Origin of the sequence: Advenella sp. FME57 (assembly GCF_014897675.1) — a bacterium.
Classification (GTDB): Bacteria; Pseudomonadota; Gammaproteobacteria; order Burkholderiales; family Burkholderiaceae_B; genus Advenella.
In genome coordinates this window covers 194,596-219,277 of sequence record NZ_JABUXU010000007.1, presented here as the reverse complement: position 1 = coordinate 219,277, position 24,682 = coordinate 194,596, and the positions used below count along the sequence as shown (strand labels likewise).

General features: G+C 55.0%; 20 protein-coding genes. 7 read left to right on the top strand and 13 right to left on the bottom strand.

Features of this window, described 5'->3' with window-relative positions; genetic code table 11:
* Positions 1-3: 3 nt before the first annotated feature.
* On the bottom strand, positions 4-696 hold the full coding sequence (locus tag INT32_RS10490) for a tellurite resistance TerB family protein (RefSeq protein ID WP_226816873.1): 693 nt from the start codon (positions 694-696) through the stop codon (positions 4-6).
* A 227-nt stretch (positions 697-923) separates the two neighbouring features.
* Here INT32_RS10490 and INT32_RS10485 point away from each other — a divergent pair, with 227 nt between their 5' ends.
* Complete coding sequence (locus INT32_RS10485) at positions 924-1,409, top strand: YajQ family cyclic di-GMP-binding protein (RefSeq protein ID WP_193088670.1); 486 nt, start codon at positions 924-926, stop codon at positions 1,407-1,409.
* A gap of 289 nt (positions 1,410-1,698) precedes the next feature.
* Here INT32_RS10485 and efp read toward each other — a convergent pair whose 3' ends face one another.
* The 7 genes from efp to acnB form a co-directional block, all read right to left on the bottom strand.
* Complete coding sequence (efp, locus tag INT32_RS10480) at positions 1,699-2,256, bottom strand: elongation factor P (RefSeq protein WP_193088669.1); 558 nt, start codon at positions 2,254-2,256, stop codon at positions 1,699-1,701.
* A gap of 96 nt (positions 2,257-2,352) precedes the next feature.
* Positions 2,353-3,660: an elongation factor P maturation arginine rhamnosyltransferase EarP gene (locus INT32_RS10475; RefSeq protein ID WP_193088668.1), complete on the bottom strand. Its 1,308-nt coding sequence runs from the start codon at positions 3,658-3,660 to the stop codon at positions 2,353-2,355.
* Positions 3,644-4,843: a DUF2863 family protein gene (locus tag INT32_RS10470; protein WP_193088667.1), complete on the bottom strand. Its 1,200-nt coding sequence runs from the start codon at positions 4,841-4,843 to the stop codon at positions 3,644-3,646. The genes INT32_RS10475 and INT32_RS10470 overlap by 17 nt, the downstream gene beginning before the upstream one ends.
* 178 nt (positions 4,844-5,021) lie before the next feature.
* Positions 5,022-7,709, bottom strand: coding sequence for an aconitate hydratase AcnA (gene acnA / locus INT32_RS10465; protein WP_193088666.1), 2,688 nt, complete (start codon positions 7,707-7,709; stop codon positions 5,022-5,024).
* A gap of 151 nt (positions 7,710-7,860) precedes the next feature.
* The gene (locus INT32_RS10460; RefSeq protein WP_193088665.1) at positions 7,861-9,051 is read right to left on the bottom strand and encodes a PLP-dependent aminotransferase family protein; all 1,191 of its coding nucleotides are present in this window, start codon (positions 9,049-9,051) and stop codon (positions 7,861-7,863) included.
* Positions 9,052-9,449: 398 nt separating this feature from the next.
* Positions 9,450-9,821: a glyoxalase superfamily protein gene (locus INT32_RS10455; protein ID WP_193088664.1), complete on the bottom strand. Its 372-nt coding sequence runs from the start codon at positions 9,819-9,821 to the stop codon at positions 9,450-9,452.
* Between the two features lie 369 nt (positions 9,822-10,190).
* Positions 10,191-12,776, bottom strand: coding sequence for a bifunctional aconitate hydratase 2/2-methylisocitrate dehydratase (gene acnB / locus INT32_RS10450; RefSeq protein WP_193088663.1), 2,586 nt, complete (start codon positions 12,774-12,776; stop codon positions 10,191-10,193).
* Between the two features lie 233 nt (positions 12,777-13,009).
* Here acnB and INT32_RS10445 point away from each other — a divergent pair, with 233 nt between their 5' ends.
* On the top strand, positions 13,010-13,975 hold the full coding sequence (locus INT32_RS10445; protein ID WP_193088662.1) for a DUF3139 domain-containing protein: 966 nt from the start codon (positions 13,010-13,012) through the stop codon (positions 13,973-13,975).
* Between the two features lie 27 nt (positions 13,976-14,002).
* Here the strand turns inward: INT32_RS10445 and INT32_RS10440 are convergent, their stop codons facing one another.
* The 5 genes from INT32_RS10440 to INT32_RS10420 are packed head-to-tail and all read right to left on the bottom strand — an operon-like array spanning position 14,003 to position 19,398.
* The gene (locus INT32_RS10440; protein ID WP_193088661.1) at positions 14,003-16,108 is read right to left on the bottom strand and encodes an acetate--CoA ligase family protein; all 2,106 of its coding nucleotides are present in this window, start codon (positions 16,106-16,108) and stop codon (positions 14,003-14,005) included.
* 13 nt (positions 16,109-16,121) lie between these two features.
* A complete protein-coding gene (locus tag INT32_RS10435) occupies positions 16,122-17,102 on the bottom strand; it encodes a tripartite tricarboxylate transporter substrate binding protein (protein ID WP_193088660.1) in 981 nt (326 codons plus the stop codon).
* A 37-nt stretch (positions 17,103-17,139) separates the two neighbouring features.
* Positions 17,140-17,436 (bottom strand): OB-fold domain-containing protein, encoded by a 297-nt coding sequence (locus tag INT32_RS10430; RefSeq protein WP_226816871.1) that lies wholly within the window; start codon positions 17,434-17,436, stop codon positions 17,140-17,142.
* A 56-nt stretch (positions 17,437-17,492) separates the two neighbouring features.
* Positions 17,493-18,638 carry a thiolase family protein gene (locus INT32_RS10425; protein ID WP_193088658.1) on the bottom strand — a complete coding sequence of 382 codons (1,146 nt, stop codon included), beginning with the start codon at positions 18,636-18,638 and terminating at the stop codon, positions 17,493-17,495.
* Between the two features lie 10 nt (positions 18,639-18,648).
* The gene (locus INT32_RS10420; RefSeq protein ID WP_193088657.1) at positions 18,649-19,398 is read right to left on the bottom strand and encodes an IclR family transcriptional regulator; all 750 of its coding nucleotides are present in this window, start codon (positions 19,396-19,398) and stop codon (positions 18,649-18,651) included.
* A 204-nt stretch (positions 19,399-19,602) separates the two neighbouring features.
* Here INT32_RS10420 and INT32_RS10415 point away from each other — a divergent pair, with 204 nt between their 5' ends.
* Genes INT32_RS10415 through INT32_RS10395 form a run of 5 tightly spaced genes read left to right on the top strand, consistent with a single transcriptional unit; the run spans position 19,603 to position 24,646 of the window.
* Positions 19,603-20,370 carry an SDR family NAD(P)-dependent oxidoreductase gene (locus INT32_RS10415; protein WP_193088656.1) on the top strand — a complete coding sequence of 256 codons (768 nt, stop codon included), beginning with the start codon at positions 19,603-19,605 and terminating at the stop codon, positions 20,368-20,370.
* 10 nt (positions 20,371-20,380) lie between these two features.
* The gene (locus tag INT32_RS10410) at positions 20,381-21,577 is read left to right on the top strand and encodes an acyl-CoA dehydrogenase family protein (protein ID WP_193088655.1); all 1,197 of its coding nucleotides are present in this window, start codon (positions 20,381-20,383) and stop codon (positions 21,575-21,577) included.
* A gap of 1 nt (position 21,578) precedes the next feature.
* Positions 21,579-22,616 carry a phosphotransferase family protein gene (locus INT32_RS10405; protein WP_193088654.1) on the top strand — a complete coding sequence of 346 codons (1,038 nt, stop codon included), beginning with the start codon at positions 21,579-21,581 and terminating at the stop codon, positions 22,614-22,616.
* Positions 22,600-22,977, top strand: a complete 378-nt coding sequence (locus INT32_RS10400; protein ID WP_193088653.1) for a DUF6285 domain-containing protein — start codon at positions 22,600-22,602, stop codon at positions 22,975-22,977. Before INT32_RS10405 ends, INT32_RS10400 begins: the two co-directional genes overlap by 17 nt.
* Positions 22,978-22,990: 13 nt before the next feature.
* A complete protein-coding gene (locus INT32_RS10395) occupies positions 22,991-24,646 on the top strand; it encodes an AMP-binding protein (RefSeq protein ID WP_193088652.1) in 1,656 nt (551 codons plus the stop codon).
* Positions 24,647-24,682 lie beyond the last annotated feature (36 nt).

Sequence of the window (24,682 nt, the reverse complement as noted above, 5' to 3'; positions counted from 1 at the left end):
GTCTTAAGCCTTGGCAACCTGGGTTTCAAGTTCCGTCTTGAGTTCCGGCGTCAGGTCAAGTTGCTTGGCCAGCTCATCCAGATACGCTTTTTCCATGAAGTTCGTGCTGTCAATAATGGACACGCTGATGGCATACATTTGCGATGCCAGGTGGGGATCTGTTGCCAGGCTGGCGATCGCAACCGGATCCACCGGTTTGGCCAGTTCGGCCTTGAGCCATGCCTGTTCTTCCGGCGTGCTCATTTTGCTGAAATACTGGTCCAGGATGGTCTGCTCGTTTTCTTCGATGTGGCCATCGGCCTTGGCGGCGGCAATCATGGCGGTCAGAATGGCCTTGCTTTGCACTTCGGCCTGCGCTGCCGGCAATTGATTGATGGGTGTCGGTGGCTGGGCAGCTGCAGCGGTTGGGGCAGATGCCTGCATTTCAGGCTGGCGGTCAGACTGGTTTGCCTGCCAACGCTGGTAGGCACGATATGCCACTGTGCCCAGCGCGGCCAACCCGCCGTAGGTTGCCAGATTGCTGTTGGCTTTGTGCCCCACCAGCATGCCTAATACACCTGCACTCAGGGCTGTTTTGTCACCGTCGGACAGCAGTGACTTGTCGCCGGATGTGGCATTTTTTACTGATGATCCAGCCTGGCTCATTGCTGATTTGCCGGCGCTGAGCAGGGATTCAAGTATATTAAGTGCACTCATGATGGGGTATCCTTATTCAATGGTGGGGACCGATAGCGGTCAAACCGAGTCAGATCAATCGACATCTATCAATGCTCAGACCAAGTCTACCAAGTTTGAGTGTCATATTGCAGTCAGTATTTGCTGGTTTTTATAAATATTTACGTTCGCGATTGCGGCGCTGTTTCATTGAAACAGCGTGACAGGACGCGTAGAATAACCTTTAATTTCAATAGATGGAGAGATGGATGCCAAGTTTTGACGTGGTCAGTGAAGCCGAAATGACAGAGGTGCGCAACGCAGTCGATCAGGCCAACAAAGAAGTTTCCACCCGTTTCGATTTTAAAGGGTCCGATGCCCGCATCGAGCAGAAAGATCTTGAGCTGGTGATTTACGCCGATGATGATTTCAAGGTGGGGCAGGTGCGTGAAGTGCTGCTCAATAAACTGGCCAAGCGCAATGTGGATCTTCGGTTTCTGGAAAAAGGCAAGCAAGAGAAAATTTCCGGTGACAAGCTCAAGCAGTTCAATACCATCAAGAAAGGCGTGACCGGAGATCTGGCCAAGAAAATCGTGCGTATTATTAAAGACAGCAAACTGAAGGTGCAGGCAAGCATCCAGGGCGATACCGTCAGGGTCACCGGCGCCAAGCGCGATGTGCTGCAAGACGTCATTGCCCTGCTGAAAAAGGAAGTGGCCGATGCGCCGTTAAGCTTCAACAATTTCCGGGACTGAGATTGCAATATTGATGGGCGCTATATCGGTGACGCCCTACCAGTGTCGCTATATCGGCCACCAGCCTCGAGGAGCGGCCGTGGGGACCATGCTCGGATATCATTCCTGACAAGCCGCTTGTTACTTGTACTGGGAGCAGCCCCGTGTTGCGGACAGGCTGCCGCACACGCTTTGATAAGATGAAAAAAAGCCCGCCTGGCCTGCTGATGTGATCAGCCGGGCTGGCGGGCTCTCTCATAATAGGGCTTGCGATGTTCGTAGAAAACTCGCCGGGCCCGATTATGCATCATTACATGACACGACTGCGGTATTCGTTGGTGCGTGTGTCGATTTCGATTTTATCGCCGATATTGCAGAACAGCGGTACGGCCAGATTGTAACCGGTACTGATTGTGGCCGGTTTCAGCACTTTGCCTGAAGTGTCGCCCTTGACAGCAGGCTCGGTATAGGTGATTTCACGAACAATGATCGTAGGCAGTTCTACAGAAATGGCACGGCCTTCGTAGAACACGACTTCAACGGTCATGCCTTCTTCCAGATAGTTCAGTGCGTCGGTCATGCTCTCGGCTTCGACTTCGTACTGGTTGTATTCTTCGTCCATGAAAACGTACATGGGATCTGCGAAATACGAATAGGTGCATTCTTTCTTTTCCAGCATGACAATTTCGAATTTCTCGTCTGCTTTGGAAACCTGTTCGCTGCCTGATCCTGTCAGCAGGTTTTTGAATTTGAGTTTGACAACAGCGGAGTTACGGCCGGATTTGTTGTATTCAGCTCTTTGCACGACCAGGGGTTCGGTGCCCACCATGACGACGTTACCTACGCGCAGTTCTTGTGCGGTTTTCATTAAATATGCTCCGGATGGAATGGATGTGGCAGATTCCGCTGCAGACCTGGCAGGTGTGGTGCTTGAACGCGGACGCCGGCGGAAAAAAGTATGATTTTAGCCTGAGTTGGCGGTATTTTCATAAAAAATCCGGATGGATTCCGATAATGTCTTGTTTTTAGACAAATTTTCGGCAAATGTGCGACAGCTTCTGCGCCAGCTATCCAATTGCCCGGGCGTGTTAAGCAAAGCCGTAAGCTGATTGGTGAAATAGGCATGCCTGGAGGGCGAATTCCAGCTGCGCATCATGGCTTTGGTCTCTTCATGCCCGGGAAAAAGCGCCAGCCATGCCTGCAGCTTTTTCAGATGAGTATCGTCACTCTGCTCGTATATTTGCCATAGAAAGGGTTTGCGGGACCAGATGGCCCGGACAAAACTGTCTTCGCCGCGCACAAAGTTCAGATCGCACAGCCATAATAATTGGTCGTATTCGTCCTGGGGCAGAAAAGGGATGCGCAAAAGCGTAACGCCGGGCAGCGGTGTCTGCTGCCCCTGCGCAGCGTCGTCTTCTGTAGCGGCAGGGCTTTTGGCCTGCGCCATCGCCTCGGGTGCTGCCTCGGGCACGGCATCTGGCGAGGAGGCGGGGGCGTTGCCCATACCAGTATCGGGAATTGAAACAGCGCCATGCAATTGGGTAGTGGCATCGCGTTCCAGCTGGGGCAACACTGACTGGGGTACCAGTAGCACCACAGGTCTGCGTGATTTTCGCAGGGCATGCAGCAGGCTGCGATAGGGGGCCGAGGCATAGCAAAACAGACTGACAAAAAGCGTGTCAGCTTGCAGATAGGCCTGGGCTTGCGGCAGGCCAAGGCGTTGCAAAAACTGTTTTTTCTTTGTTGAAGAATGCATCCAGCTGCGCCGACGCTCGCTCAATCCGGCTTCGCCAATCAGCCCGCCGGTCTGGTCTGAAAAACCCGGGAAGAAGAAATACTTTGTGACGCCGTTGCGTTGCGGAGAAGGTTGAGCGTGAAAGCCCGCCGTCCAGGACTCGGCCGACAGATATTCAAGATTGAGCCATAGCTTGGTATGGCCCGGCATGGCGTCAATGTATTGGGCTGGTGGATCGCAGGCGAATGCCTCGATCACCAGCTGTGCTGGCGTATGCGCGGTCTGATTGTCAGTCCAGTGAATGATCCGGATGTCCTCGACCAGTTGTTCGTCCAGTTCAGGCTGTAGCGCCGGGGCCAGCTGGCGAAAAACCGTCAGGTCATCAACCCAGAGTCTGACGTGTGCCGACCATTCGAGGTGCAGGGAACGGGCAAGCCGCCAGCACACGCCGATATCGCCGAAATTGTCGACAACCCGACAGAAGATATCGATATGGGGTTTGTTGCCGGGAGCCGAGTGTTTAGTGGAAGCGTCCAATCGGATCCTCCGATACGTCAGGCATCATCACGGGCATCAGTTCCCCGGCCGGATTGGGAAATAACGGTTCGTCCGACACATCGCTGCTGCCATCGAGCACTTCCTTGAGGCAGGTAATATGGCGGATGCCATTGTTCTGCAGATGTTCGAGTAACGTATTGAGCTGGGCAAAATCGTTGATGGTCTCCAGTTGCTGATCTTCGGTCTCGTCAGGAAAGACCGGCCACAGGCATCCGTAAATCACTTCATGCGATTGCAGCAGCGTAAAGCCGATCCTGATCTCCCGCAAGGCCTCGTCCTGATACAGCGCAACGGTGGCGCGAAAGGCATCCGGCGTGGTGTCAAAGACAGTTTGCAGCCATTGCGTGGCCGCTGTGATGGCCGCATATCGGATACGTTTGTCAGCCTGGCGATTGGCAATATAAAAGGCGTCGGGCAGCATGAGTTCAATGCCGCAGGCCGGCAACAGCTTCTGGAACAGCGGCGTCGCCGCGGTACGCCAGCTCTCAAGGCAAGCCTGGCGCTGTTCGCTGAACGGACCCTGGGCTTGCTGCCAGCGGAAAACCGGCTGGCCTTTCGGTGTGCACAAGGCTGCCAGCACGAAACGGCTGTCCGACATTAACTGCATGTCTTCGGACAGGTCATCAACCGGCACAACGGAGCGAACATGCGTGCCGAAAACCTTGCCGGTAATGGCCATCATCCACTGGAAAACGCCGGTAAACGAGCGGGGCATCTGATCGACGCTGAGGATTTGCGGGTGGATGGCCATCCGCACATCACTGGCGGCAATATGCTGACCAAGCAGCGTGCCGAGCGCTTGTTGTGCGGCGCCATCAAGGATGGGCAGGGGAATCTCGAAACGGGTCCAGGCGATGACCGGGATGGCCACGAACACGCAGTCGTAGGTCACGCCCTCATGGACCCATTCGCAGGACTCCGATAGCGTCTCTGCATTTTCCAGCAGAATGTCATGGGTTTCGGAATCGCTATCGGATAAATGGTCCAGCAGTCGTTCCACCGTCTTCTTGCGGTTCTGTTTGAAAATATCCAGAAGAGAGGTCTGAATCAGATTTTCCCAATAACGATCTTCAACAATGCAGCCTGATTGCTTCAGGGCAAGGCATAAATCGAGTAGCGGTTGGTCGCTGGCGTGCAGGCTGGCTGGTTTTTTCCGGTTCATTACACTTGTAGTTGCGCTGCCGGTCTGCCTTCAAAAGACAGGCCGGACAGCATGTTAGGATCGCGCGCCGCGGCGCTGATCGGGCAAAACACCATTTGTTCGCCCGGGCCGGCGGTGCTGGGGCATGTGGCAGAAGACTCAGCCTGTTTTCCCGGCACGGTGCGGACCCTGGCGTCTATCAAAGCAGCTGGCGCAGTACGAACGGCAAAATACCGCCGTTCTGGTAATAATCAACTTCAATTGGGGTATCGATACGCAGCAGAACGGTGACGTCCTGTGAGGTGCCATCGTCCCGACGGATGGTGAGCGTGACATCCTGCTGAGCCTTGATGCCGTTTTCCAACCCGCTGATATCGAACGTTTCGGTGCCAGTGATGCCCAGTGTATCGACACTGTCGTTGTCCTTGAACTGCAGCGGCAGCACGCCCATGCCAACCAGATTGCTGCGGTGGATACGCTCAAAACTGCGTGCAATGACGGCCTTGACGCCCAATAGCTGCGTCCCCTTGGCGGCCCAGTCGCGCGAGGACCCGGTGCCGTATTCTTCACCGCCGAACACCACGGTGGACACGCCATCCTGAATGTATTTCATGGCGGCGTCGTAAATGGACATCTGCTCGCCACCGGGCTGGTGCAGGGTCTCTCCGCCTTCTACGCGGCTGCCTGTTGGCAGTGGCGGAATCATCAGGTTTTTGATACGTACGTTGGCAAACGTGCCGCGCATCATGATCTCGTGGTTACCGCGGCGGGACCCGTAGCTGTTGAAATCTGCTTTCATGATGCCGTGCTCGTTGAGCCAGCGGCCGGCAGGCGAGGTTTCCTTGATGGAACCGGCAGGCGAGATATGGTCGGTCGTGACCGAATCGCCAAAGATACCCAGCGCCCGGGCATTTTTGACTGGCGGCATGGGTGACGGCGTCATTTCAAATGCGTCAAAGAACGGTGGTTTGGCTATATAAGTAGATTCAGGCCAATTGTAAACATTTCCCGTCACGCCCTTGATGTTTTCCCAGAGCTTGCCTGGGTTGGCTTTGACCTGGGCGTAATTCTTGCGATAGACCTCGGGCTGCATGGCGGCCGCCAGCAGTTCCTGCACCTCTTGTTCGCTTGGCCAGATGTCGCCGAGCCACACATCGCCGTTCTTGCCTTTGCCAACGGGCTCGGTCATGAGGTCTTTGTTGATGGTGCCAGCCAGGGCATAGGCGACCACCAGCGGAGGCGAGGCCAGGAAGTTGGCCTTGATATTCGGATGGATCCGGGCTTCGAAGTTGCGGTTTCCGGACAGAACGGCGGCGCAGACCAGATCGTTTTCAGTGATGGACTGGTTGATATCGGCTGACAGGTCACCGGCATTGCCAATACAGGTGGTGCAGCCGTAGGCCGCCACGTCAAACCCGAGCTTGTCCAGGTATGGCAGCAGGCCGGTTGCAGTCAGGTACTCGGTGACCACGCGGGAGCCTGGCGCCAGCGAGGTTTTAATATGGCTGGGGATTTTCATGCCGGCCTGCACCGCTTTTTTGGCCAGCAGGCCCGCGGCCAGCATCACACTGGGATTGGACGTATTGGTGCAGGACGTAATGGCCGCAATCAGGATATCGCCGTTTTTGAGCCTGGTGCCTGCGCTGGTCTCGAAAACCTGCTCGAATTTTTCAGGGCTCTGATTAAAGCCGTTTTCGATGGCCGGTTTGATGAACAGGTCGGCAAAGGTATCCTTGACGTTGCCGATCTCAATACGGTCCTGCGGGCGCTTGGGGCCGGCCAAGGACGGGGCCACGGTAGACAGATCAAGATGCAGCAATTTGGTATAGCGGATATCCTTGCCCTTGGGAATGCCATACATGTTCTGGGCCTTGAAATAATTTTCAAGCGCAGCCACTTCCTGCTCGGTGCGGCCGGTGCCCTTGAAGTAGTCGATGGTATGATCGTCGACCGGGAAAAAGCCCATGGTGGCGCCGTATTCCGGGGCCATGTTGCCAATAGTGGCGCGATTGGTCACCGACAATGTGGCTGTGCCCTCGCCACAGAACTCCACGAATTTTCCGACGACTTTTTCACGGCGAAGCATTTCGGTCAACGTGAGTACCAGATCAGTCGCGGTGACGCCACCGCGCAGTTGACCGGTGAGCTCGACCCCAATCACGTCGGGTGTGAGGAAATACACCGGCTGGCCAAGCATTGCGGCTTCTGCCTCGATACCGCCCACGCCCCAGGCCACCACGCCAATACCATTGATCATGGTCGTGTGGCTGTCTGTACCCACAAGAGAATCTGGATAGTAAACGTTGTCTTTCTGGTAGACGCCGCGGGCCAGGTATTCAAGGTTTACCTGGTGGACAATACCAAACCCGGGAGGCACGACGCCGAAGGTATCGAAGGCCTGCATGCCCCATTTCATGAACTGGTAGCGCTCCTGATTGCGCTGAAACTCCACTTTCATGTTCAGATCCAGCGCTTTTTTGGTGCCGAAATAGTCGATCATGACCGAGTGGTCCACCACCAGGTCAACCGGCACCAGTGGTTCGATCCGTTTTGGATCCCGGCCCATTTTGTCGGCAACCGCGCGCATGGCGGCAAGATCGGCCAGCAAGGGCACGCCGGTAAAGTCTTGCAAAACGACTCGGGCAACCACAAAAGGGATTTCGTCTTCGCGCTTGGCCACCGGTTGCCAGTTGGCAAGCTGGCGTACATGTTCTTCGGTTATTTTCTTGCCATCGCAGTTGCGCAATACCGATTCAAGCACAATCCGAATGGAAACCGGCAGCGACTGGACGTCAATGCCAAGTTGTTTGCCCAGTTCGGGAAGGGAATAATATTTTGCAGTGTTGCTGCCGATTCTGAATTCTTTGAGGGTGCTTGCTAACGACATTTTTATCTCCGGGGCGGTTCCGCACAAACAGTATTAAGTGTAGATCATTTTACTCCTTTTTAGCTGTGCGACCGGCAACAAAAAAGGCAGCTACCCCACAGGATAGCCGCCTTTTCTGGATATTACAGTTCAATTTAATTGACTGACCGCATCACGCAGCGAAGAGTTTACCCAGATCGGCAATACCGGCCCGGATCTTTTCTTCGGTCACGGTCACGAAACTCAAGCGCAGCGTGTTTTTCGGCGCATCGACATTGGGATAGAAAGGTTCGCCCGGCACATAGGCCACTTTGTACTGTTCAACGGCCTGGGCCAGCGCCAGGGTGGTGTCAAATTTTTCGTCCACTTTTACCCAGATAAACATGCCGCCGGTGGGGCGGGTCCACTTGGCCGACTTGGGAAAGTGCTCGTCCATGGCGTCGAGCATGTACTGGCACTGATTGCGATACAGTTCGCGCACCTTGGGCAGGTGCGTGCTCAGGAAACCGTCCTTGATGGTTTCGTACACGGCCATTTGGGTCACCGTGGCGGTGTGCAGATCGGTTGCCTGTTTGATTTGCACCAATTTGGCAATGATTTCGCGAGGCGCAACCAGGTATCCCAGGCGCATGCCGGGCGCCAGTACCTTGGAGAAAGAGCCCATGCGCAAGACGGTCGCACCGGCCTGGCGACCCAGATGCAGCAGTCCGGGTAGCGGTTCGCCCATGTAGCGCAGCTCGCCGTATGGATCGTCTTCCACAATGGGCACGTTCAGGCGGGCGCAGCGCTCTACCAGCGCCTGGCGGCGTTCCAGATCCATGGTGCGGCCGGTCGGATTCTGAAAGTTTGGCAGGCAGTATATAAAGCGGGCGCCGTCGGCTTTCTGGTCGCTGATGTCTTCGGGTATCAGGCCGCCATCGTCGGTAGCGACCGGCTCATAGACGGGTTCAAACAGAGAAAATGACTGGAGCGCGCCCAGATAGCTTGGCGATTCCACCAGCACTTTGCTGCCTGGGTCAATCAGCAGTTTGCCGATCAGATCCAGCGCCTGCTGGGAACCAGAAACGATAAGCACCTCGTCCACGTCGATCTGCGTGCCGCGCGCCTGGAAGTCGCTGACAACCCATTCGCGCAGCGGCCGGTAGCCTTCGGTTGGTCCATATTGCAAAGCCACCTTGGGAGATTCAGACAGTACCTTGTCGTACGCGGCGCGGATCTGTTCGGTGGGAAACCCCAGATGTGACGGCAGGCCGCCGGCAAATGACGTGACATCAGGACGTTCGGTAATTTTCAGGATCTCGCGGATGGCGGAGCTGGTCAGTTGCGTAGCACGTTGGGAAAATTGAAAGGGAACTCGGTTCATAATGACGGTTGGAATTATTCGGACTGATAGATGAGGCGCAGGTTGCGCAATGGCACAGCCCGGCATCACAGGAATGGCTTTAACCCATACAGAACCGCAAGTCTTGTGTAAAAGACATGTTTATAGAAATTTTGTTAATTCGTATAAAGCGTCTATCTGGTAAAGTATGCTGTTGATTACACCACCACCGGCGCGGCTTTTCAAGCGATTGATGCAAAAGTGCCGAATTTGTGAGCCAAAGGTGGTTTTTGCCGCAAAACTGTTATGGCCGGCTCACCAATACAGCGCCAGTGAAGGCTTACCGCTTAGCCGGGGTTGCAGTTTGGTCGCGCCGTAAAGGGTATCCGGTGGCCGATCCGGCCCGTGGATTTTCATGCGACGGGTGTAAATCTGTGAGCTCAGCTGTGTTCGTGATGCTGTTCGCAAAATCTCAGGTGATTGCCGAAAGGATCCGAAATATTCATGGTGAAACCCCATGATTCTTTTGTTACGCCAGGGCGTGCAAATGACGCCTTTTTGTTGATCAGGTCTTGCTGCAGCGTGTGGATCCCTTCCATGGGCAGGAAAACGGCGCTGCCGGGCGTGCCATCGCCGAAGTGTTCGCTCAAGTGCAGTACCAGGCTGTCGCGGGCAATCTCCATGTATAACGGCAGATCGGGCGCAAAGCGATGCTCCCAGCGCTTTTCAAAGCCCAGGAAATCCAGATAGAACGTCTCGGCAAGTGGGGTGGAGAAAATGCGCAGAATGGGGATGGGGTGATCAAGATGCATGGCAGCGAATCCGAAAAAGGTCAGGGGGCTGGCGTGTCTTCCCACAGCGTGAATCAAAGATGATCGTCAATGGGTCCAGGCGTAGCAGGGCAATGGTACAGCATTGGCGTTTTGCCGGTGAAGCGGCTTGCAAAACGGCATCATAAAAATGAGACAAAAAACCCGGTACAGCGTACCGGGTGATTGACACGCAGGCGTGTCTGTTCTGTGACTTGGTTATCTAATCTGCATGTGTGGCTTATTTCACCGGACCATTAAATGGTTCGTTGCCCGGATGCATGACGCAGGTTTCGCCCGAGGGCCGATACCTGTGTCATGTCGCTCAACCCCGAAGGGCTGAGTGATGGTAACCAGATGCCGACAGAATCATCAGATGCCAACAGAATCGGCGATTTCCTTGAAGTCGTCGATTTGGTCGAAGTTCATGTAGCGATAAATGCTCTCGCTGTTCTTGTCGATAATGCCCATGTCAGCCATGTATTCTTCGCGAGTCGGAATTTTGCCCAGACGTGAGCAGATAGCGGCCAGTTCGGCTGACCCCAGGTATACGAAGGTGTTCTTGCCCAGACGGTTGGGGAAGTTACGGGTACTGGTAGACATCACGGTAGCGCCTTCGCGAACCTGTGCCTGGTTACCCATGCACAATGAGCAGCCCGGCATTTCCATGCGGGCACCAGCCACTCCAAGTACGCCATAGTGGCCTTCTTCGGTCAGCTGCTTCTGGTCCATTTTGGTCGGCGGGGCGACCCACAGTTTTACCGGGATATCGCGTTTGCCTTCGAGCAACTTGGAAGCGGCGCGGAAGTGTCCGATGTTGGTCATGCAGCTGCCGATAAACACTTCGTCGATTTTTGCACCGGCCACATCCGACAGGGTTTTGACGTCGTCCGGGTCGTTCGGGCAGGCAACGATAGGCTCGTGCACATCGGCCAGGTCGATTTCGATGACCGCAGCGTATTCGGCGTTGGCATCAGGCTCGAGCAATTGCGGATTGGCAAGCCAGGCTTCCATGGCCTTGATGCGACGGCCCAGAGAGCGCTCGTCTTCGTAGCCATTGGCGATCATCCATTTGAGCAATGTGATATTGCTGTTCAGATATTCGATAATGGGTTCTTTGTTCAGATGCACGGTACAACCGGCAGCAGAGCGTTCTGCAGATGCATCTGACAGTTCGAATGCCTGTTCGATTTTAAGATCGGGCAGACCTTCGATTTCCAGGATGCGGCCGGAGAAAATGTTTTTCTTGCCTTGTTTTGCAACAGTCAGCAGATCATTCTTGATGGCATACAGCGGAATGGCATTGACCAGGTCACGCAGGGTAACGCCTGGCTGCATTTTGCCCTTGAAGCGCACCAGCACTGATTCGGGCATGTCCAGCGGCATGACGCCGGTGGCTGCGGCAAAGGCGACCAGGCCGGAACCGGCGGGAAAGCTGATGCCAATCGGGAAGCGGGTGTGCGAATCACCACCAGTACCTACGGTATCGGGCAGCAGCATGCGATTGAGCCATGAGTGGATGATACCGTCGCCGGGGCGCAGCGCAATACCGCCGCGATCACTGATAAAGTCAGGCAGTTCGTGGTGGGTTTTGACGTCGACGGGTTTCGGATAGGCTGCGGTGTGGCAGAAAGACTGCATGACCAGATCTGCAGAGAAGCCCAGGCAGGCCAGATCCTTGAGCTCGTCGCGGGTCATGGGGCCGGTTGTATCCTGGCTGCCCACCGAGGTCATTTTCGGCTCACAGTATGTACCGGGGCGAACACCGGTGCCTTCTGGAAGACCACAGGCACGACCGACCATTTTTTGAGCCAGCGTGTAGCCTTTGCCTGAATCTGCAGGGTCAACCGGCAGGCGAAACTGGGTAGATGCAGGCAGACCCAGTGTTTCACGGGCCTTGGCAGTCAGGCCACGTCCAATGATGAGAGGAATGCGGCCACCGGCGCGCACTTCGTCAAAAAGCACCTCGGACTTGACCTTGAATTGGGCAATTACCTTGCCGTCTTTCAGGGCTTTGCCTTCGTAGGGGCGCAGTTCCACGACATCGCCCATGTTCATGTCGGAGACGTCCAGTTCGATCGGCAGCGCGCCGGCATCTTCCATTGTGTTGTAGAAAATAGGGGCGATCTTGCTGCCCAGACAGACGCCGCCAAAGCGTTTGTTTGGCACAAAAGGAATGTCCTGGCCGGTGAACCACAGGACGGAGTTGGTTGCCGATTTACGAGAAGAGCCGGTACCGACGACGTCTCCGACATAGGCAACCAGATTGCCTTTTGCCTTGAGTTCGTTCAACTGGCTGATGGGACCGATTTTGCCCGGTTCCTGAGGCTCAATGCCTTCGCGCGGGTTTTTCAGCATGGCCAGGGCGTGCAGCGGAATATCGGGGCGGCTCCAGGCGTCGGGCGCCGGAGACAGGTCATCGGTATTGGTCTCGCCGGTGACTTTGAAAACGGTAATGGTCAGGCTTTCCGGCACTTCAGGGCGGCTGGTGAACCATTCGGCATCGGCCCAGCTTTGCAATACAGCCTTGGCATTGGCGTTGCCTTTTTCGGCTTTTTCCTGAACATCGTGGAATGCATCAAATACCAGTAAGGTTTTTTTCAATGCTTCGGCAGCCATCGTGCCCAGTTTTTCGTTGTCCAGCAGATCAACGAGCGGGCTGATGTTGTAGCCGCCCAGCATGGTGCCGAGCAGTTCGGTGGCTTTTTCATCGGAAATCAGGGAACATTTTTCTGTACCAAAGGCGACGGCAGCCAGGTAAGACGCCTTGACTTTGGCCGCATCGTCAACACCGGCCGGTACGCGGTGGGTAATCAGATCAAGCAGAAAAGCCTCTTGCCCGGCTGGCGGCGTCTTGAGCAGCTCTATGAGTTCTGCCGTTTGCTTTGCCGAAAGAGGTAGCGGAGGGATGCCCAGCGCATCGCGTTCTGCGGCGTGCTGACGATAGGATTCCAACATGGTAAGACCCTTGAAATAGAGGAGGAGGGAAATGATTTTCGTCTATCATTATAAGGGTTTAGCGCTATATTAGCAAATGTCTTATATAAGACATAAGACTGTGCGCCACACTGCAGTAGATAACGAAACCCGTTACAATCTGCTTGCGCCCACAGCGGATTTTTCAATTCTGTGTCAGGCTCACAGGTGTCAGACGCGGTTTGCCGCCGCTCAACGAATCGTAAGGAAAAAAAATGGCCGGAACAAAGAAGTTCACACTCGCCGTTGGTACTATTGCTGTGGTCGCTGCGGCTGCCTGGTTTGGCGCCAATTACTACGCCAAAACCCAGATTGAGGAAAAACTCAACGCCTATCTGGTCGAAAACGACATCCAGAATAACGTGACCTGGGGCTCGCTGGACGCGTCCATACTGGGCAATGCCTCCCTGCATGAGGTCAAAGTGGTGCGCAAGGACGATCCGGCAAAGTTCTTTACCATCAAAAACGTCACGGTGCATGATCTGCAGACCAGCAGCGACGACAAGAAGGTGGATTTTGCCTTCTCCGGCCTGGCTGACGAAACCGGCAGCAGCCCATTTCGCGCTGCGTTAATGGAAAAGGCAGGCCAGCTGGGCTATGACAGCCTGCCCTTGCTGGACGGGCGGATCAAGGGCACGCTGAACGAAAAACAAGATACGTCCGACTACGATGTCACCCTTAATCAGCCAGAGGTGGGCAATATCAACCTGGTGCTCAAGGCCGATAAAATCGTCGAGCTGGTCAACACCGTTCGTACCCGCGAAGAAGAGCTCAAATCCAATCCGCTGCTGCTGATCAGTGCGCTCTCGCCCGTCACCATACGGCTATTGAATATCAAGTTTGACGACGCCGGCCTGATGCCGCGCGTGGTAAAGGTGCAGCAGGGCGTGGCGCCGGTAGAGGGCCAGCCGACAGCGCAACAGAAAGAGGCGTTCGACGCCCGCCTGGCCAAATCGGAAAGCGACTGCCGTCAGCAGGCGCCTACCTTGGGGATCGCGGATCCCGAAGGCGTATGCACCGCAGTCAGCCGTTTCATGAAGAACGAGGCCAAGAGCCTGAGCGTGCTGGCCAGTCCCAACCCACCCTTGCAACTCATGACATTTGTCATGCAAACGCAGATGGGCAACCCCCAGGGCATTATCAAGGCAGTGCAGCAACTGAACCTGAAGGTCACCAACTGATACTCAGTCTTCGTCTGGCAAACTCCGTCAGGCAAATTCGATCAATGCATCGACGGCAATCACACCCAGGCCTTGCGGCCGGATCAAGATGGGGTTGATGTCAATGGATCGGATGCTGGCAGAATGGGTCATGGCAAACTTGCCCAGTTTGACGACCAGTTCGGCAAAGGCCTGCATATCTGCAGGGGGATCGCCGCGTACCCCTTGCAGCAATGGTGCAATCTGCAATGTGCATAGTTTGTCCATGACATCGCCCATGGAAAACGGCGGGATCAATACGAAGACGTCCTGCAGCGCTTCAATAAATTTACCGCCCCTGCCTGCCATGATGACCGGCCCGAATACCGGATCCATATGCACGCCTGCGGCAAATTCAAATAGACCGTTTTCCATCGGTGCAACAACCCAGCGTTTGTCCCTGATACCCAGGTTTTCAAGCGTTGCCGACTGCGAGTTAAAAACTTCACGAATTTTCGCTTCCGAATCGATCGCCAACGCAACCAGGCCATGCTCTGATTTATGCGGTATTTTTTCCGAACATGCCTTGATGACAACCGGGTGCTTGCAGGTTTGCCAATAGGCAACAGCCTGGTGAGCGTCGGTGCAGCGTATATAGTCCACAACGGTAATACCCACGCTGGCGAGCATATCGAGACTATCTGCTTCACTCAGGATCGATCCTTTCCTGCCGAGCGCGATGGGTTTGTCTGCAATAGCCGACCAGTCGGTGGTTTTGCGCGTCAGGCTAGCGTGAAACCGATGAGCGGCAGCAAGCGTACTCATTGCCTGTTCTTCATCGTCAAAAACCGGAATATTCCTTTGCCTGAATGCCTGTGCGACGGCAGGTTGCCATGCCACCACCACCACCGGTTTTTGCGAATCTGACACAAAATTTTCGGTATCTTCGGCAAAGGTCGCAACATCATAGCCACGACCGGCGACGGGAATGTCGATGACGAAACTGTCTGCCTTTGGGTCATTGCCTATACACGAGAGCACCTGTCCGAAAAGCCGATTGTTTGACAATAGCGCCGCTGTGATGTCGACCGGATTGCGGGTCGTCGCAAAGGAGGACAGGTGCATGGACAGCTTGTCCTGGGTGCCGGCGGTCAGAGGTAGAACGCGCAGGCCGTTGTCTTCGGCTGCGTCTGCGGCCAGAACGCAACTGGCGCCGGAATTGCTCACGATCACGGTCTGCCTGCCGGCAGGCAGCGGGCTGCGCAAGATAAATTCGGCATAGCGCACCAGCTCATGAGGATCGCGAGCCCGCAGAATACCGTGTTGCTCAAAGAAAGCATCGATGGTGTTGTCCTGATTGGCCAGTGCCCCCGTGTGAGAGGCTGCCGCTTGTGCGCCCGATGGTGAATGGCCGGCCTTGATCGCGATAAGGGCAACGCCACGCCGTTTTGCCAGGGCAGCGACGGCAGCGAGTTCTTCCGCATTCTGGAGCGACTCCAGGTACATGAGAATCAATTTGATTTGACGATCGTGCAACGACGCCATGGCCAACTGACCTACGGTTATATCCGCTTCGTTGCCGGTGGCATGCACGTGGCGCACACCGATGCCCCTGTTACGCAGCAAACCGTAGATCATGGCGCTCATGCCGCCACTCTGGCTGATCACAGAGACAGGCCCGTCACCTGGTTCGATCTCCAGGAACATGGTGGAAAAACAGGCAATCGCGCCATTGCCGAAATTTGCCAATCCTTGTGAGTTGGGGCCAACGATACGCATGCCTTGTGCGCTCGCCAGGCCGGTCATGCGATCCTGCAAAAGCTTGCCTTGCGGGCCGGTCTCTGAAAATCCGGCTGTAATGACAATGGCAGCGGGCACGCCCAGTTTGCTGCATGCCTTGACCGCGTCGACCGCTGCTTCGCCGGCAACAGCTATGATGACCAGCTCCGGGACCTCGGGCAGATCCTGCACGGATCCCCAGGATTTTTCTCCCTGAATGATGTTACGGGTTGGATTGATCGGGTATATTTTTCCCTTGTATCCATGCTTTTTCATGTAATAAACCGGCCGCCCGCCAATCTTGTCCGGATTGTCGGAGGCGCCGATGATGGCAACCGAGGATGGATTGAGCAATGCCGCCAGGGAGGGATCACTTTGATATAGAAGTGTTGTCATTACGTGCCTTGTGTCAATTAACGGTTGCCCCGGAAGTGTTGACCACGTCTTTCCATTTGCTGATTTCTTCAGACAGATAAGTGGCAAACTGCGCGGGACTCAGCCACCGCGCGTTAAAGCCCTGGGCTGAAAAAGTCTGCTGGACTTGCCGATTCGCCAGCGTCGACTTTAATGCCGCACTCAATTTGTCAGTCACTTGTACTGGCGTTCCTTTTGGCGCCAACAGACCGTTCCATGCAGTAGCCGAGTAACCGGTAAGGCCGCTTTCGGCCACCGTGGGTACATCTGGCAGTACGGCTGACCGGCTTTGACCGGTCACAGCGAGCGCCTTGAGCTTCCCGTCTTTGATATAAGGCAAAGAGGATAAAAGGGTGTTGAACATGACATCGACCTGTCCCCCAATCAGGTCCGTCATGGCTGGCGCACTGCCTTTGTAGGGCACATGCACCATATTGATCCCGCTCATGGAGTTGAATAGCGCCGCAGACAGATGTGTGGACTGTCCGTTGCCGGATGAAGCAAAAGTGAGTTTTTTATCGGCTTTTTTAGCCAGGCGGACCAGGTCCTGGACATTGTCAGCGCCCAGATCGCTGCGGGTGACAATGACCAGGGGACCTTCGGTTAGCAGGGTAATCGGCGTAAAGCTCGCGCTGACGTCGTAATTGAGGGTCTTGAACAGCGATTTGTTTATTGCATGCGCCGTGGTGGCCAGCAACAAGGTATAGCCATCGGGTTTGCTCCTTGCAACCAGCTCCGCCCCAATATTGCCACCCGCGCCGGCCCGATTGTCGACCACAATTGTCTGCTCCAACTGCTCGCCCAGATTTTTGGCAACCACACGTGCAACGATGTCTGTGGGACCGCCGGGCGGGTAGGGCACAACCAGCGTAATGGGCTTTTGCGGCCATTCACTCTGCGCCATCACAGCGGCAGGCAGACAGAGTAAGGCGGCCAGTACGGCACGAAAATGCGTTTTTGCATTGGATGTTTTCATTGTCTCTTCCTTTCTATATGAATGATCCCGCTAGTGGTCAGGATTCTGTTTGTTCGTTTTGCTGATGCCGGCAGAACCGGATGAATTCGGTCGTGGATGCAGATTGCACGCTGCCGGTCACATGATCGCCTACCGTGAGCTCGGCATCTGCCTGTCCCATGACGGTTGGCCCTTCTTCAAGCGCAACCAGTACAATGCTGTATGGGGCCAGCGCACGCCAGTGCGCATCTGGCGCACGAGTGACGACCGAACAGGCTTTGACTATTCCCACACCGTTGCTTTGCAGATCGTGCAGTTGCGTGTTGCCGCAGGTAGCACATGCAAACGGGTGCAAAGACCAATTGCTGCCGCAACGGCTGCAGTGTTTCAGCATCAAGCAGCGTCCCGTCGTCATGCTGTTCCTCCCGTGGCCCGAAGGATCAGGCTGATATGCGAGGACAGGACACCTCCGTCCGCATGGATGAATGCCTGCTTTTTGCTTGCAATCTGTCTGTCCTTGGCCTGTCCTGCCATTTGCGTCCAGGTTTCGGCAATATGCGCCATGCCGCCCGCAACGCCTGAATGGCCGAACGAGAGCAGACCGCCATGGGTGTTCAGCGGTAATGGTCCATCTCTGGAATATCTTCCCTGTCGAACAGCATTGGCCGATTGCCCGCGTTGTGCAAACCCCAGTTCTTCCAGCAATATTGCGAGCGTGATGGTGAACGAATCGTAAATGCCCAGGTAATCAATGTCCTTGCGACTTATCTTTGCGTCTGCCAGGGCCCGTGTCGCGGCTGCTGCCGCGCCGGTATCGTAGATATCGCCAATTCTTGACAGATGCTGATGCTGATGAGCCTGACCTGCGCCCATGATTGCTACCGGGCCCGGCCTGGCGCTGACCAGAATGGCGCAGGCGCCATCTGAAATCGGGCAGCAGTCCAATAACTGCAATGGCGAAGAGATGGGTTTGGATTGCAGGACATCGTCGACAGTAATGGCGTTGCGCAGATGGGCATGGGGATGAGTTGAGGCATGGAGCCGCATGAGTACGGCAAATTCGGCCAGGTCGGCTTTTGTCAGCCCGGTCCTGTGCATGTATTCGGAAGCAAGTAAGGCGTAGTAGGTGGGCACCGAGGCCCCACAAGGCACCTCCAGATCTGCTTCGCCAACCTGTGCCAGCGTTTGCATGGACGAGTCCGTGCTTTGCCCCGAAAGCCGGTTCTCGCCGGCCACGACCAGGATATGCTGACATCTTCCAGACAGAACAAGTTCCCGCGCGAGCATAACCATGGCAGCGCCTGTTGCGCCACCCAGTTGCATTCCATGAGCATAGGCAGGATTGAGGCCCAGTTTTTCAGAAAGCAGTGTTGCCAGCATCAGATGGGGAAATGTCGTGGCATATCCGCATAGCACACCATCAATTTCCTGGCGTTCCATACCAGCCATTGCAAGGCAGTCGTTTGCTGCGTCGGCAAGTAGCGCTAATGTCGTAGCGTCGTCGTGCCTGCCAAATTTTGTCGTGACGGCCGACAGGATATGGGCTTGGGCGTTCATTTTTGCTTCCTTATCTGGCAGGAAAATGCGTTTTTTCAATCAATCTGGCTTCTTGTATCAGGTCGGCGGCAATACTGTCTTGTCTGCTCAATATGCGTTCCGATAATGAAGCCAGGCTCAAAGCAGCAATCGGGGTGCCGTCTGGCGCCCGGATGGCGACGCCGATTCCGCCCATTTGGTTGACCACAACATCACACAACACGGCATATTGCTGCTGGCGGCAAAGTGCGATGTGCGTTTTCAGCATGGACTGATTGAACATGGGATAGCGTTTGTCTATCTGTTCGTGAATGCATGGCAAATACATCTGTTGTTGCGCATCGCTCAGGGCTGCCAGCAACACCAGGCTTCCGGCACCTACGCCAAGCGGGCGACGGCTGCCGGTCTCAAGGTAGTTGGCGCGTATCGGATAGTCGCCCAGGCAGGTATCCACGCATACCGACTCCCAGTTGCTTGGTATCGACAGGATCAGTGAGTCGCCATATTTTCTGGCCATGCGCACCAGCGCAGGGCGCGCCAGTGCGCGGATGTCCTGGCGCGCGACCATGGCATGATGCATTGCGTAAATTTCCCGACCCAGAGTGTATTCCTTGGTTTGTGGTTCCCTTTCCACGAAATCGAGTTTTTCCAGATCTTTCAGGATGCGCAGTACCGATGAAAGGTCCAGACCGGTGAAACGCGCGATATCGGTCAGCTTGCAAATGCGGCGATCTGACAAGCAGGACAGTATTCTGCAGATTTTTTCGGATGCGGATGTCATTGCGGTTGCCGTTGAGTCATGAAATTGAAGTCATATCACAGTTGTGGCATACCTTATTCCTCCCGTTGCCTGGTGTAAATGTGCATTGCACAAAATTTTTGCCAGGCAAAAGTTTGGCAACATATCAATAAAAATAAATAGAACGTTTGTTATATTTATTGACTTCATTACATATGCAATTTATATTGGGACCAGGAGACATCTATGAAAAATATGCTAAATCTGGATGGGAAAACCGTATTGATTACCGGCGCAGCCGGTGGGCTCGGGACGCATTTTTCTGAAACTCTTGGCGCGGCAGGTGCCCGGGTAGTGCTCTCGGGACGCCGCCAGGCGCCCTTGCAGGCGCTGTCTGCAAAACTCACTGAACTTGGAATCGAAAATCTGCCGGTGGTGATGGACACTACCGATCCTGATTCGGTCAGCGGGGCATTCGATCAAATACACCGCGTGTTTGGCGTTGTCGATGTTGTCGTATGTAATGCAGGCCTGGGAATCAATAAGAAATCCCTGACATTGTCGGTTAGTGAATTCAGCGAGGTGATTGACGTCAACCTGAAGGGAAGCTGGATCGTTGCCAATGAAACGGCCAAGCGTCTGATCGCAGCCGACAGGCAAGGCAGTGTGATCATGATTACATCTATTCTCGGGCATCGTGTGGCCGGGGCGGTGCTGCCCTATACCACGTCAAAAGCGGCGCTTGAACAAATGACCAAAGCCCTTGCGTTGGAGTGGGCTCGCTATGGCATCCGCGTTAATGCACTGGCGCCGGGTTACATCCTGACCGACCTGAACCGGGATTTCTTCGAGTCGCAGGCTGGCAAGGCACTGATCGGCAGAATTCCACAGCGACGTCTGGGACAGCCGGATGACTTAACAGGCGCCTTGCTGCTGCTGGCGTCTGACGCATCAAACTATATGACTGGCAGCTGTATCGTTGTCGATGGCGGCCATTTGCAATCATCTTTATAGGGATAAAAAATTGGATTTCACTCTATCGGAAGAAACAGAACATCTGCGCGTGAAAATCAGGCATTTTGTCGACGAAGTATTGATTCCGCTTGAAAAACAGCCGGATTCCTATGATGAACATGAAAATATCGCCCCTGCGCTGTTAAAGTCAGTCCAGCAACAAGCCCGCGCCCAGGGCCTGTGGTCATTGCAAATGCCGCTGGCCAGAGGCGGGCAGGGCCTGAGCATGGCGCAAATGGCGCCGTGTTACGAAGAGATGAATCGGTCCCTGTTCGGGCCGGTCGTGTTCAATTCGGCAGCACCGGATGATGGCAATATGATGGTGCTTGAAAAAGTCGCAACCGAAGCGCAGAAGACGCGGTGGCTGCAGCCGATTGTCGATGGCGCGGTCAGATCATCATTTGTCATGACAGAGCCGGCGCCCGGCAGCGGGTCCGATCCGTCCATGATGCAAACCACCGCAACCCGGGAGGGGAACGACTGGGTGATTCGGGGGCGCAAGCATTTTATTACCGGCGCCGGTGTGGCATCTCATTTCATCCTTATGGCAAGAACGTCGGATGACAGCCGCAAGGGCCTGACCGCCTTTTTGTTTCACCGGGATGACCCAGGCTGGGAAATCACTCGCCGGATTCCCATCATGGGGCCGGAGGAGCATGGCGGACATTGTGAGCTGATATTTGATGGCCTGCGGATTGCCGATGAGAATCGTTTGATGAACGTTGGCGATGGCTTGAAACTGACGCAAATCCGGCTCGGACCGGCCAGACTTACTCACTGTATGCGTTGGCTGGGGCTGGCCAAGCGCTCGATGGAAATTGCCACAGACTATGTTTCCCATCGAGAGTCCTTTGGCGCAAAGCTGGCAGAACGCGAAGGCGTGCAATGGCTGCTCGGTGAGGTCGCCATGGAAATACAGATCAGTCGCCTGCTGACCATGCATGCTGCCTGGAAGTTGGACCAGGGGGATTTTGCCCGCAAAGAGGTGTCCATGGCAAAAGTGGCAGTGGCTGATACCTTGCATAAAGCGGTTGATACGGCCATTCAGTTGTGCGGGGCCCGTGGCTACTCCAAGGATACGCCTCTGGAATGGATCTACCGCTATGCCCGACAGGCGCGTCTGGTCGATGGCGCCTCTGAAGTGCATAAAATGGTGTTGTCTAGAAACCTGCTGCTTGAAGGTAATGATTTCTGGCGCTGGGGTTAGCATGGATATGCAAGCGCTTTCCGGGAAAATTGCAGATGCGATAAAAGCATGGACGGATGCACGCACAGTAGCTGTGACGGATTTCAGAAAACTCTCGGGAGGCGCGATCCAGAATAATTACAGCATTTCGCTTGAAATGACTTCGGGCACACATCCGGGATCGCATCGGTTTGTTGTGCGCAGCGACGCGCCATCCCAGATTGATGCCTCGCTCAGCCGGGAACAGGAGTTTGCCGTTCTGCGTTGCGCCTGCGAGGCAGGCGTGACAGCGCCGGAACCATTATGGCTTTGCACCGACACGTCATTGATCGGGCATGCTTTCTACGTGATGAGTTGCGCGCCAGGAACAGCCAACGGCCGGCAATTGATAAAGACGTTGACCCAGGAACAGGCCAAATCCCTGACCTACCGGCTGGGTCAGGAACTTGGTCGCTTGCATCGTGTCAGTCCCGACCATGCGCAACTGGATTTTTTGCCGGTTCCATCTGCGCCTGCTGCTCAAACTCGAATTGCCGAGTACCGACAGGCGCTCGATCGCGTCGCACAGCCACATCCGGTGCTCGAATGGGCGCTGAACTGGCTGCAAGACCATGAGCCGGCTTCGTCGCCTCTGGTGCTGTGTCATTGCGATTTCAGAACCGGCAACTATATGGTGGCGCAGGGTGAACTGACTGCGGTGCTTGACTGGGAGTTTGCCGCCTGGAGCGACCCCTATGAAGATCTTGGCTGGCTGTGTGCGAAAAGCTGGCGCTTTGGGAATGTTGCCAAGGAAGTTGGCGGCGTGGGTGACAAGCCCGACCTCTTTTCCGGGTATACCTCTGTCACGGGTGAGCGGGTTGACGCACAAAAAGTTGGCTATTGGGAGGTCATGGCCATGGTGCGCTGGTCTGTTATCGCTCTGCAGCAGGGGCAGCGCCATGTGTCCGGAAAGGAAATATCGCTGGAGCTGGCCCTGACCGGACGCATGGTTCCGCAAATGGAATTGGATATTCTATCGCAGTGCCTGAATACGGAAAACGCTTATGTCAAACCAACCTGATGCACATAACCTGCTAGTGACAGCACGTCAATTACTGTTAGATGAACTGGTGCCGGTGCTTGGCGAACAACATCGCTATGCAGCGCTCATGATTGCAAATGCCATGGGCATTGCCGCCAGGGAAATCAGGCCGCCAGTGTCTGAAGAAAACCTCACCAAGGCACTTGACTCTTTTCTGGCGGGGTTGGGTGCAGATGGCAATTGTCCGTCGGTCAGTGCCGAGGCGGTGCTGGCGCGGCTGATCCGACATCGGAAAATGCCGACAGATGCGCAGTCTTGTCAGGCCTTAACCGATTTGCTGCTCCAGCTTACCCGCAGCGAGCTGAGGATCAGCAATCCGAAATTCCTGAATACAAACTGAGGAAGCAGCGACGATGACCGACGTCTATCACAGTGATTTGGACAAAAATCCTGCCAATTATTCCAGTCTTTCCCCTGTCGATTTTCTATTGCGCTCGGCAACCGTCTTTCCTGGCAAGACGGCAGTGATCGATCAGCAGTCATACAGCTATTTGCAGTTATATAAACGGGTCGTGCGCATGGCATCGTCATTGTCAAAAATGGGCGTGGGCAGAAACGATACGGTATCCGTGCTCTGCTTCAATACCCTGGAGTTGCTCGAGACGCATTATTCTGTGCCGATGCTGGGCGCCGTGCTCAATACACTGAATACCCGGCAGGATGCTGCCTCCTTGCGCTATATCCTGGCGCATTGCGAATCCAGTGTGTTGATCTACGATACTGAGTTCGAATCGCTAGTCGCGCAGATTATTGATGATCTTGACAAGCCACCGGCGCTGATTGCAATAGCCCGCGATGGCGGGCCTGCCCTCATACAGGGACATCAGCGCTATGAGGATCTGGTCAGTGCCGGCGATGACAGCTTTGTCTGGCAGAAGGTTCAGGACGAATGGGACCCGATTTCACTGAACTACACCTCTGGCACAACGGGCAACCCCAAGGGTGTCGTGTACCATCATCGGGGCGCCTGGCTGTCTGCCATGAGCAATGCCATGGCGTTGAACATGACGGCCGATAGCGTTTATCTGTGGACCTTGCCCATGTTCCACTGTAACGGCTGGTGCTATACCTGGGCAGTGACCGCCGTGGGCGGCACGCATGTCTGTTTGCGCAAAATCGATCCTGAGCAAATTCATCAAAAAATTGTTGACCATAAAGTGACCCATATGTGTGGCGCGCCGGTGGTGTTAAACATGATATTGAATGATTTCAGCCATCGGGGATGGACCATTCCGCTACCTACGCGTTTTGCGTTGGGTGGGGCAGCGCCCTCGGCGACGGTTGTGCGCAAGGGGCAGGAAGTCGGTTTTGATATTTGTCATTTGTATGGGCTGACCGAATCCTATGGTCCATCTGCTGTGTGTGTCTGGCAAAACGACTGGGAGACGCTGGATGCGGATGCGCTGGCAGAAAAAATGTCGCGCCAGGGGACAGGGTTGTATGCCATTGATACGCTTGTCGTGCTGGACCGTACTTCCGGAGAGCCGGTGCCTGCAGATGGTGTAACGCTCGGAGAGCTTGCGCTCAGGGGCAATACGGTCATGAAAGGCTATCTGAAGAATCCCGCCGGGACACGGCAAGCATTTGCAGGAGGCTGGTTTCGCACAGGCGATCTGGCCGTCATGCACCCTGACAATTATGTCGAGATCAAGGATCGGGCCAAGGATATTATTATTTCCGGAGGAGAGAATATATCCAGCAAAGAGATCGAGGACGTTCTTTACCGCCATCCAGACGTTTTCGAAGTCGCGGTTGTCGCGCTGCCGGACGAAAAATGGGGAGAGGTGCCTTGCGCTTTCATTACATTGAAAGATGAAGACAGTGACCGCGATCCGGCTGCGTTCATCCGGTATTGCTCGCAGCACATGGCGTCGTTCAAGGTACCCAAAAAAATTGTATTGGGGCAGTTGCCGAAAACGGCAACGGGAAAAATCCGAAAGAATATACTTCGGGACTTGGCACGCGAGACTGGCGATGACAGACTACCGCCTGGAGCAATGCCGCAATAGCTGTTGAATCGGGTATTGTGTCGCTACCTGGAATTG

What these genes read in the sequence shown, in the direction of transcription:
- INT32_RS10490 (WP_226816873.1), bottom strand. Translation starts at nt 696, where the DNA reads ATGAGTGCACTTAATATACTTGAATCCCTGCTCAGCGCCGGCAAATCA.
- INT32_RS10460 (WP_193088665.1), bottom strand. Translation starts at nt 9,051, where the DNA reads ATGAACCGAGTTCCCTTTCAATTTTCCCAACGTGCTACGCAACTGACC.
- INT32_RS10420 (WP_193088657.1), bottom strand. Translation starts at nt 19,398, where the DNA reads ATGACATCCGCATCCGAAAAAATCTGCAGAATACTGTCCTGCTTGTCA.
- INT32_RS10485 (WP_193088670.1), top strand. Translation starts at nt 924, where the DNA reads ATGCCAAGTTTTGACGTGGTCAGTGAAGCCGAAATGACAGAGGTGCGC.
- INT32_RS10425 (WP_193088658.1), bottom strand. Translation starts at nt 18,638, where the DNA reads ATGAACGCCCAAGCCCATATCCTGTCGGCCGTCACGACAAAATTTGGC.
- INT32_RS10415 (WP_193088656.1), top strand. Translation starts at nt 19,603, where the DNA reads ATGAAAAATATGCTAAATCTGGATGGGAAAACCGTATTGATTACCGGC.
- INT32_RS10405 (WP_193088654.1), top strand. Translation starts at nt 21,579, where the DNA reads ATGGATATGCAAGCGCTTTCCGGGAAAATTGCAGATGCGATAAAAGCA.
- INT32_RS10435 (WP_193088660.1), bottom strand. Translation starts at nt 17,102, where the DNA reads ATGAAAACATCCAATGCAAAAACGCATTTTCGTGCCGTACTGGCCGCC.
- INT32_RS10395 (WP_193088652.1), top strand. Translation starts at nt 22,991, where the DNA reads ATGACCGACGTCTATCACAGTGATTTGGACAAAAATCCTGCCAATTAT.
- INT32_RS10445 (WP_193088662.1), top strand. Translation starts at nt 13,010, where the DNA reads ATGGCCGGAACAAAGAAGTTCACACTCGCCGTTGGTACTATTGCTGTG.
- efp (WP_193088669.1), bottom strand. Translation starts at nt 2,256, where the DNA reads ATGAAAACCGCACAAGAACTGCGCGTAGGTAACGTCGTCATGGTGGGC.
- INT32_RS10455 (WP_193088664.1), bottom strand. Translation starts at nt 9,821, where the DNA reads ATGCATCTTGATCACCCCATCCCCATTCTGCGCATTTTCTCCACCCCA.
- acnB (WP_193088663.1), bottom strand. Translation starts at nt 12,776, where the DNA reads ATGTTGGAATCCTATCGTCAGCACGCCGCAGAACGCGATGCGCTGGGC.
- INT32_RS10440 (WP_193088661.1), bottom strand. Translation starts at nt 16,108, where the DNA reads ATGACAACACTTCTATATCAAAGTGATCCCTCCCTGGCGGCATTGCTC.
- INT32_RS10470 (WP_193088667.1), bottom strand. Translation starts at nt 4,843, where the DNA reads ATGAACCGGAAAAAACCAGCCAGCCTGCACGCCAGCGACCAACCGCTA.
- INT32_RS10400 (WP_193088653.1), top strand. Translation starts at nt 22,600, where the DNA reads ATGTCAAACCAACCTGATGCACATAACCTGCTAGTGACAGCACGTCAA.
- acnA (WP_193088666.1), bottom strand. Translation starts at nt 7,709, where the DNA reads ATGTCGTTAGCAAGCACCCTCAAAGAATTCAGAATCGGCAGCAACACT.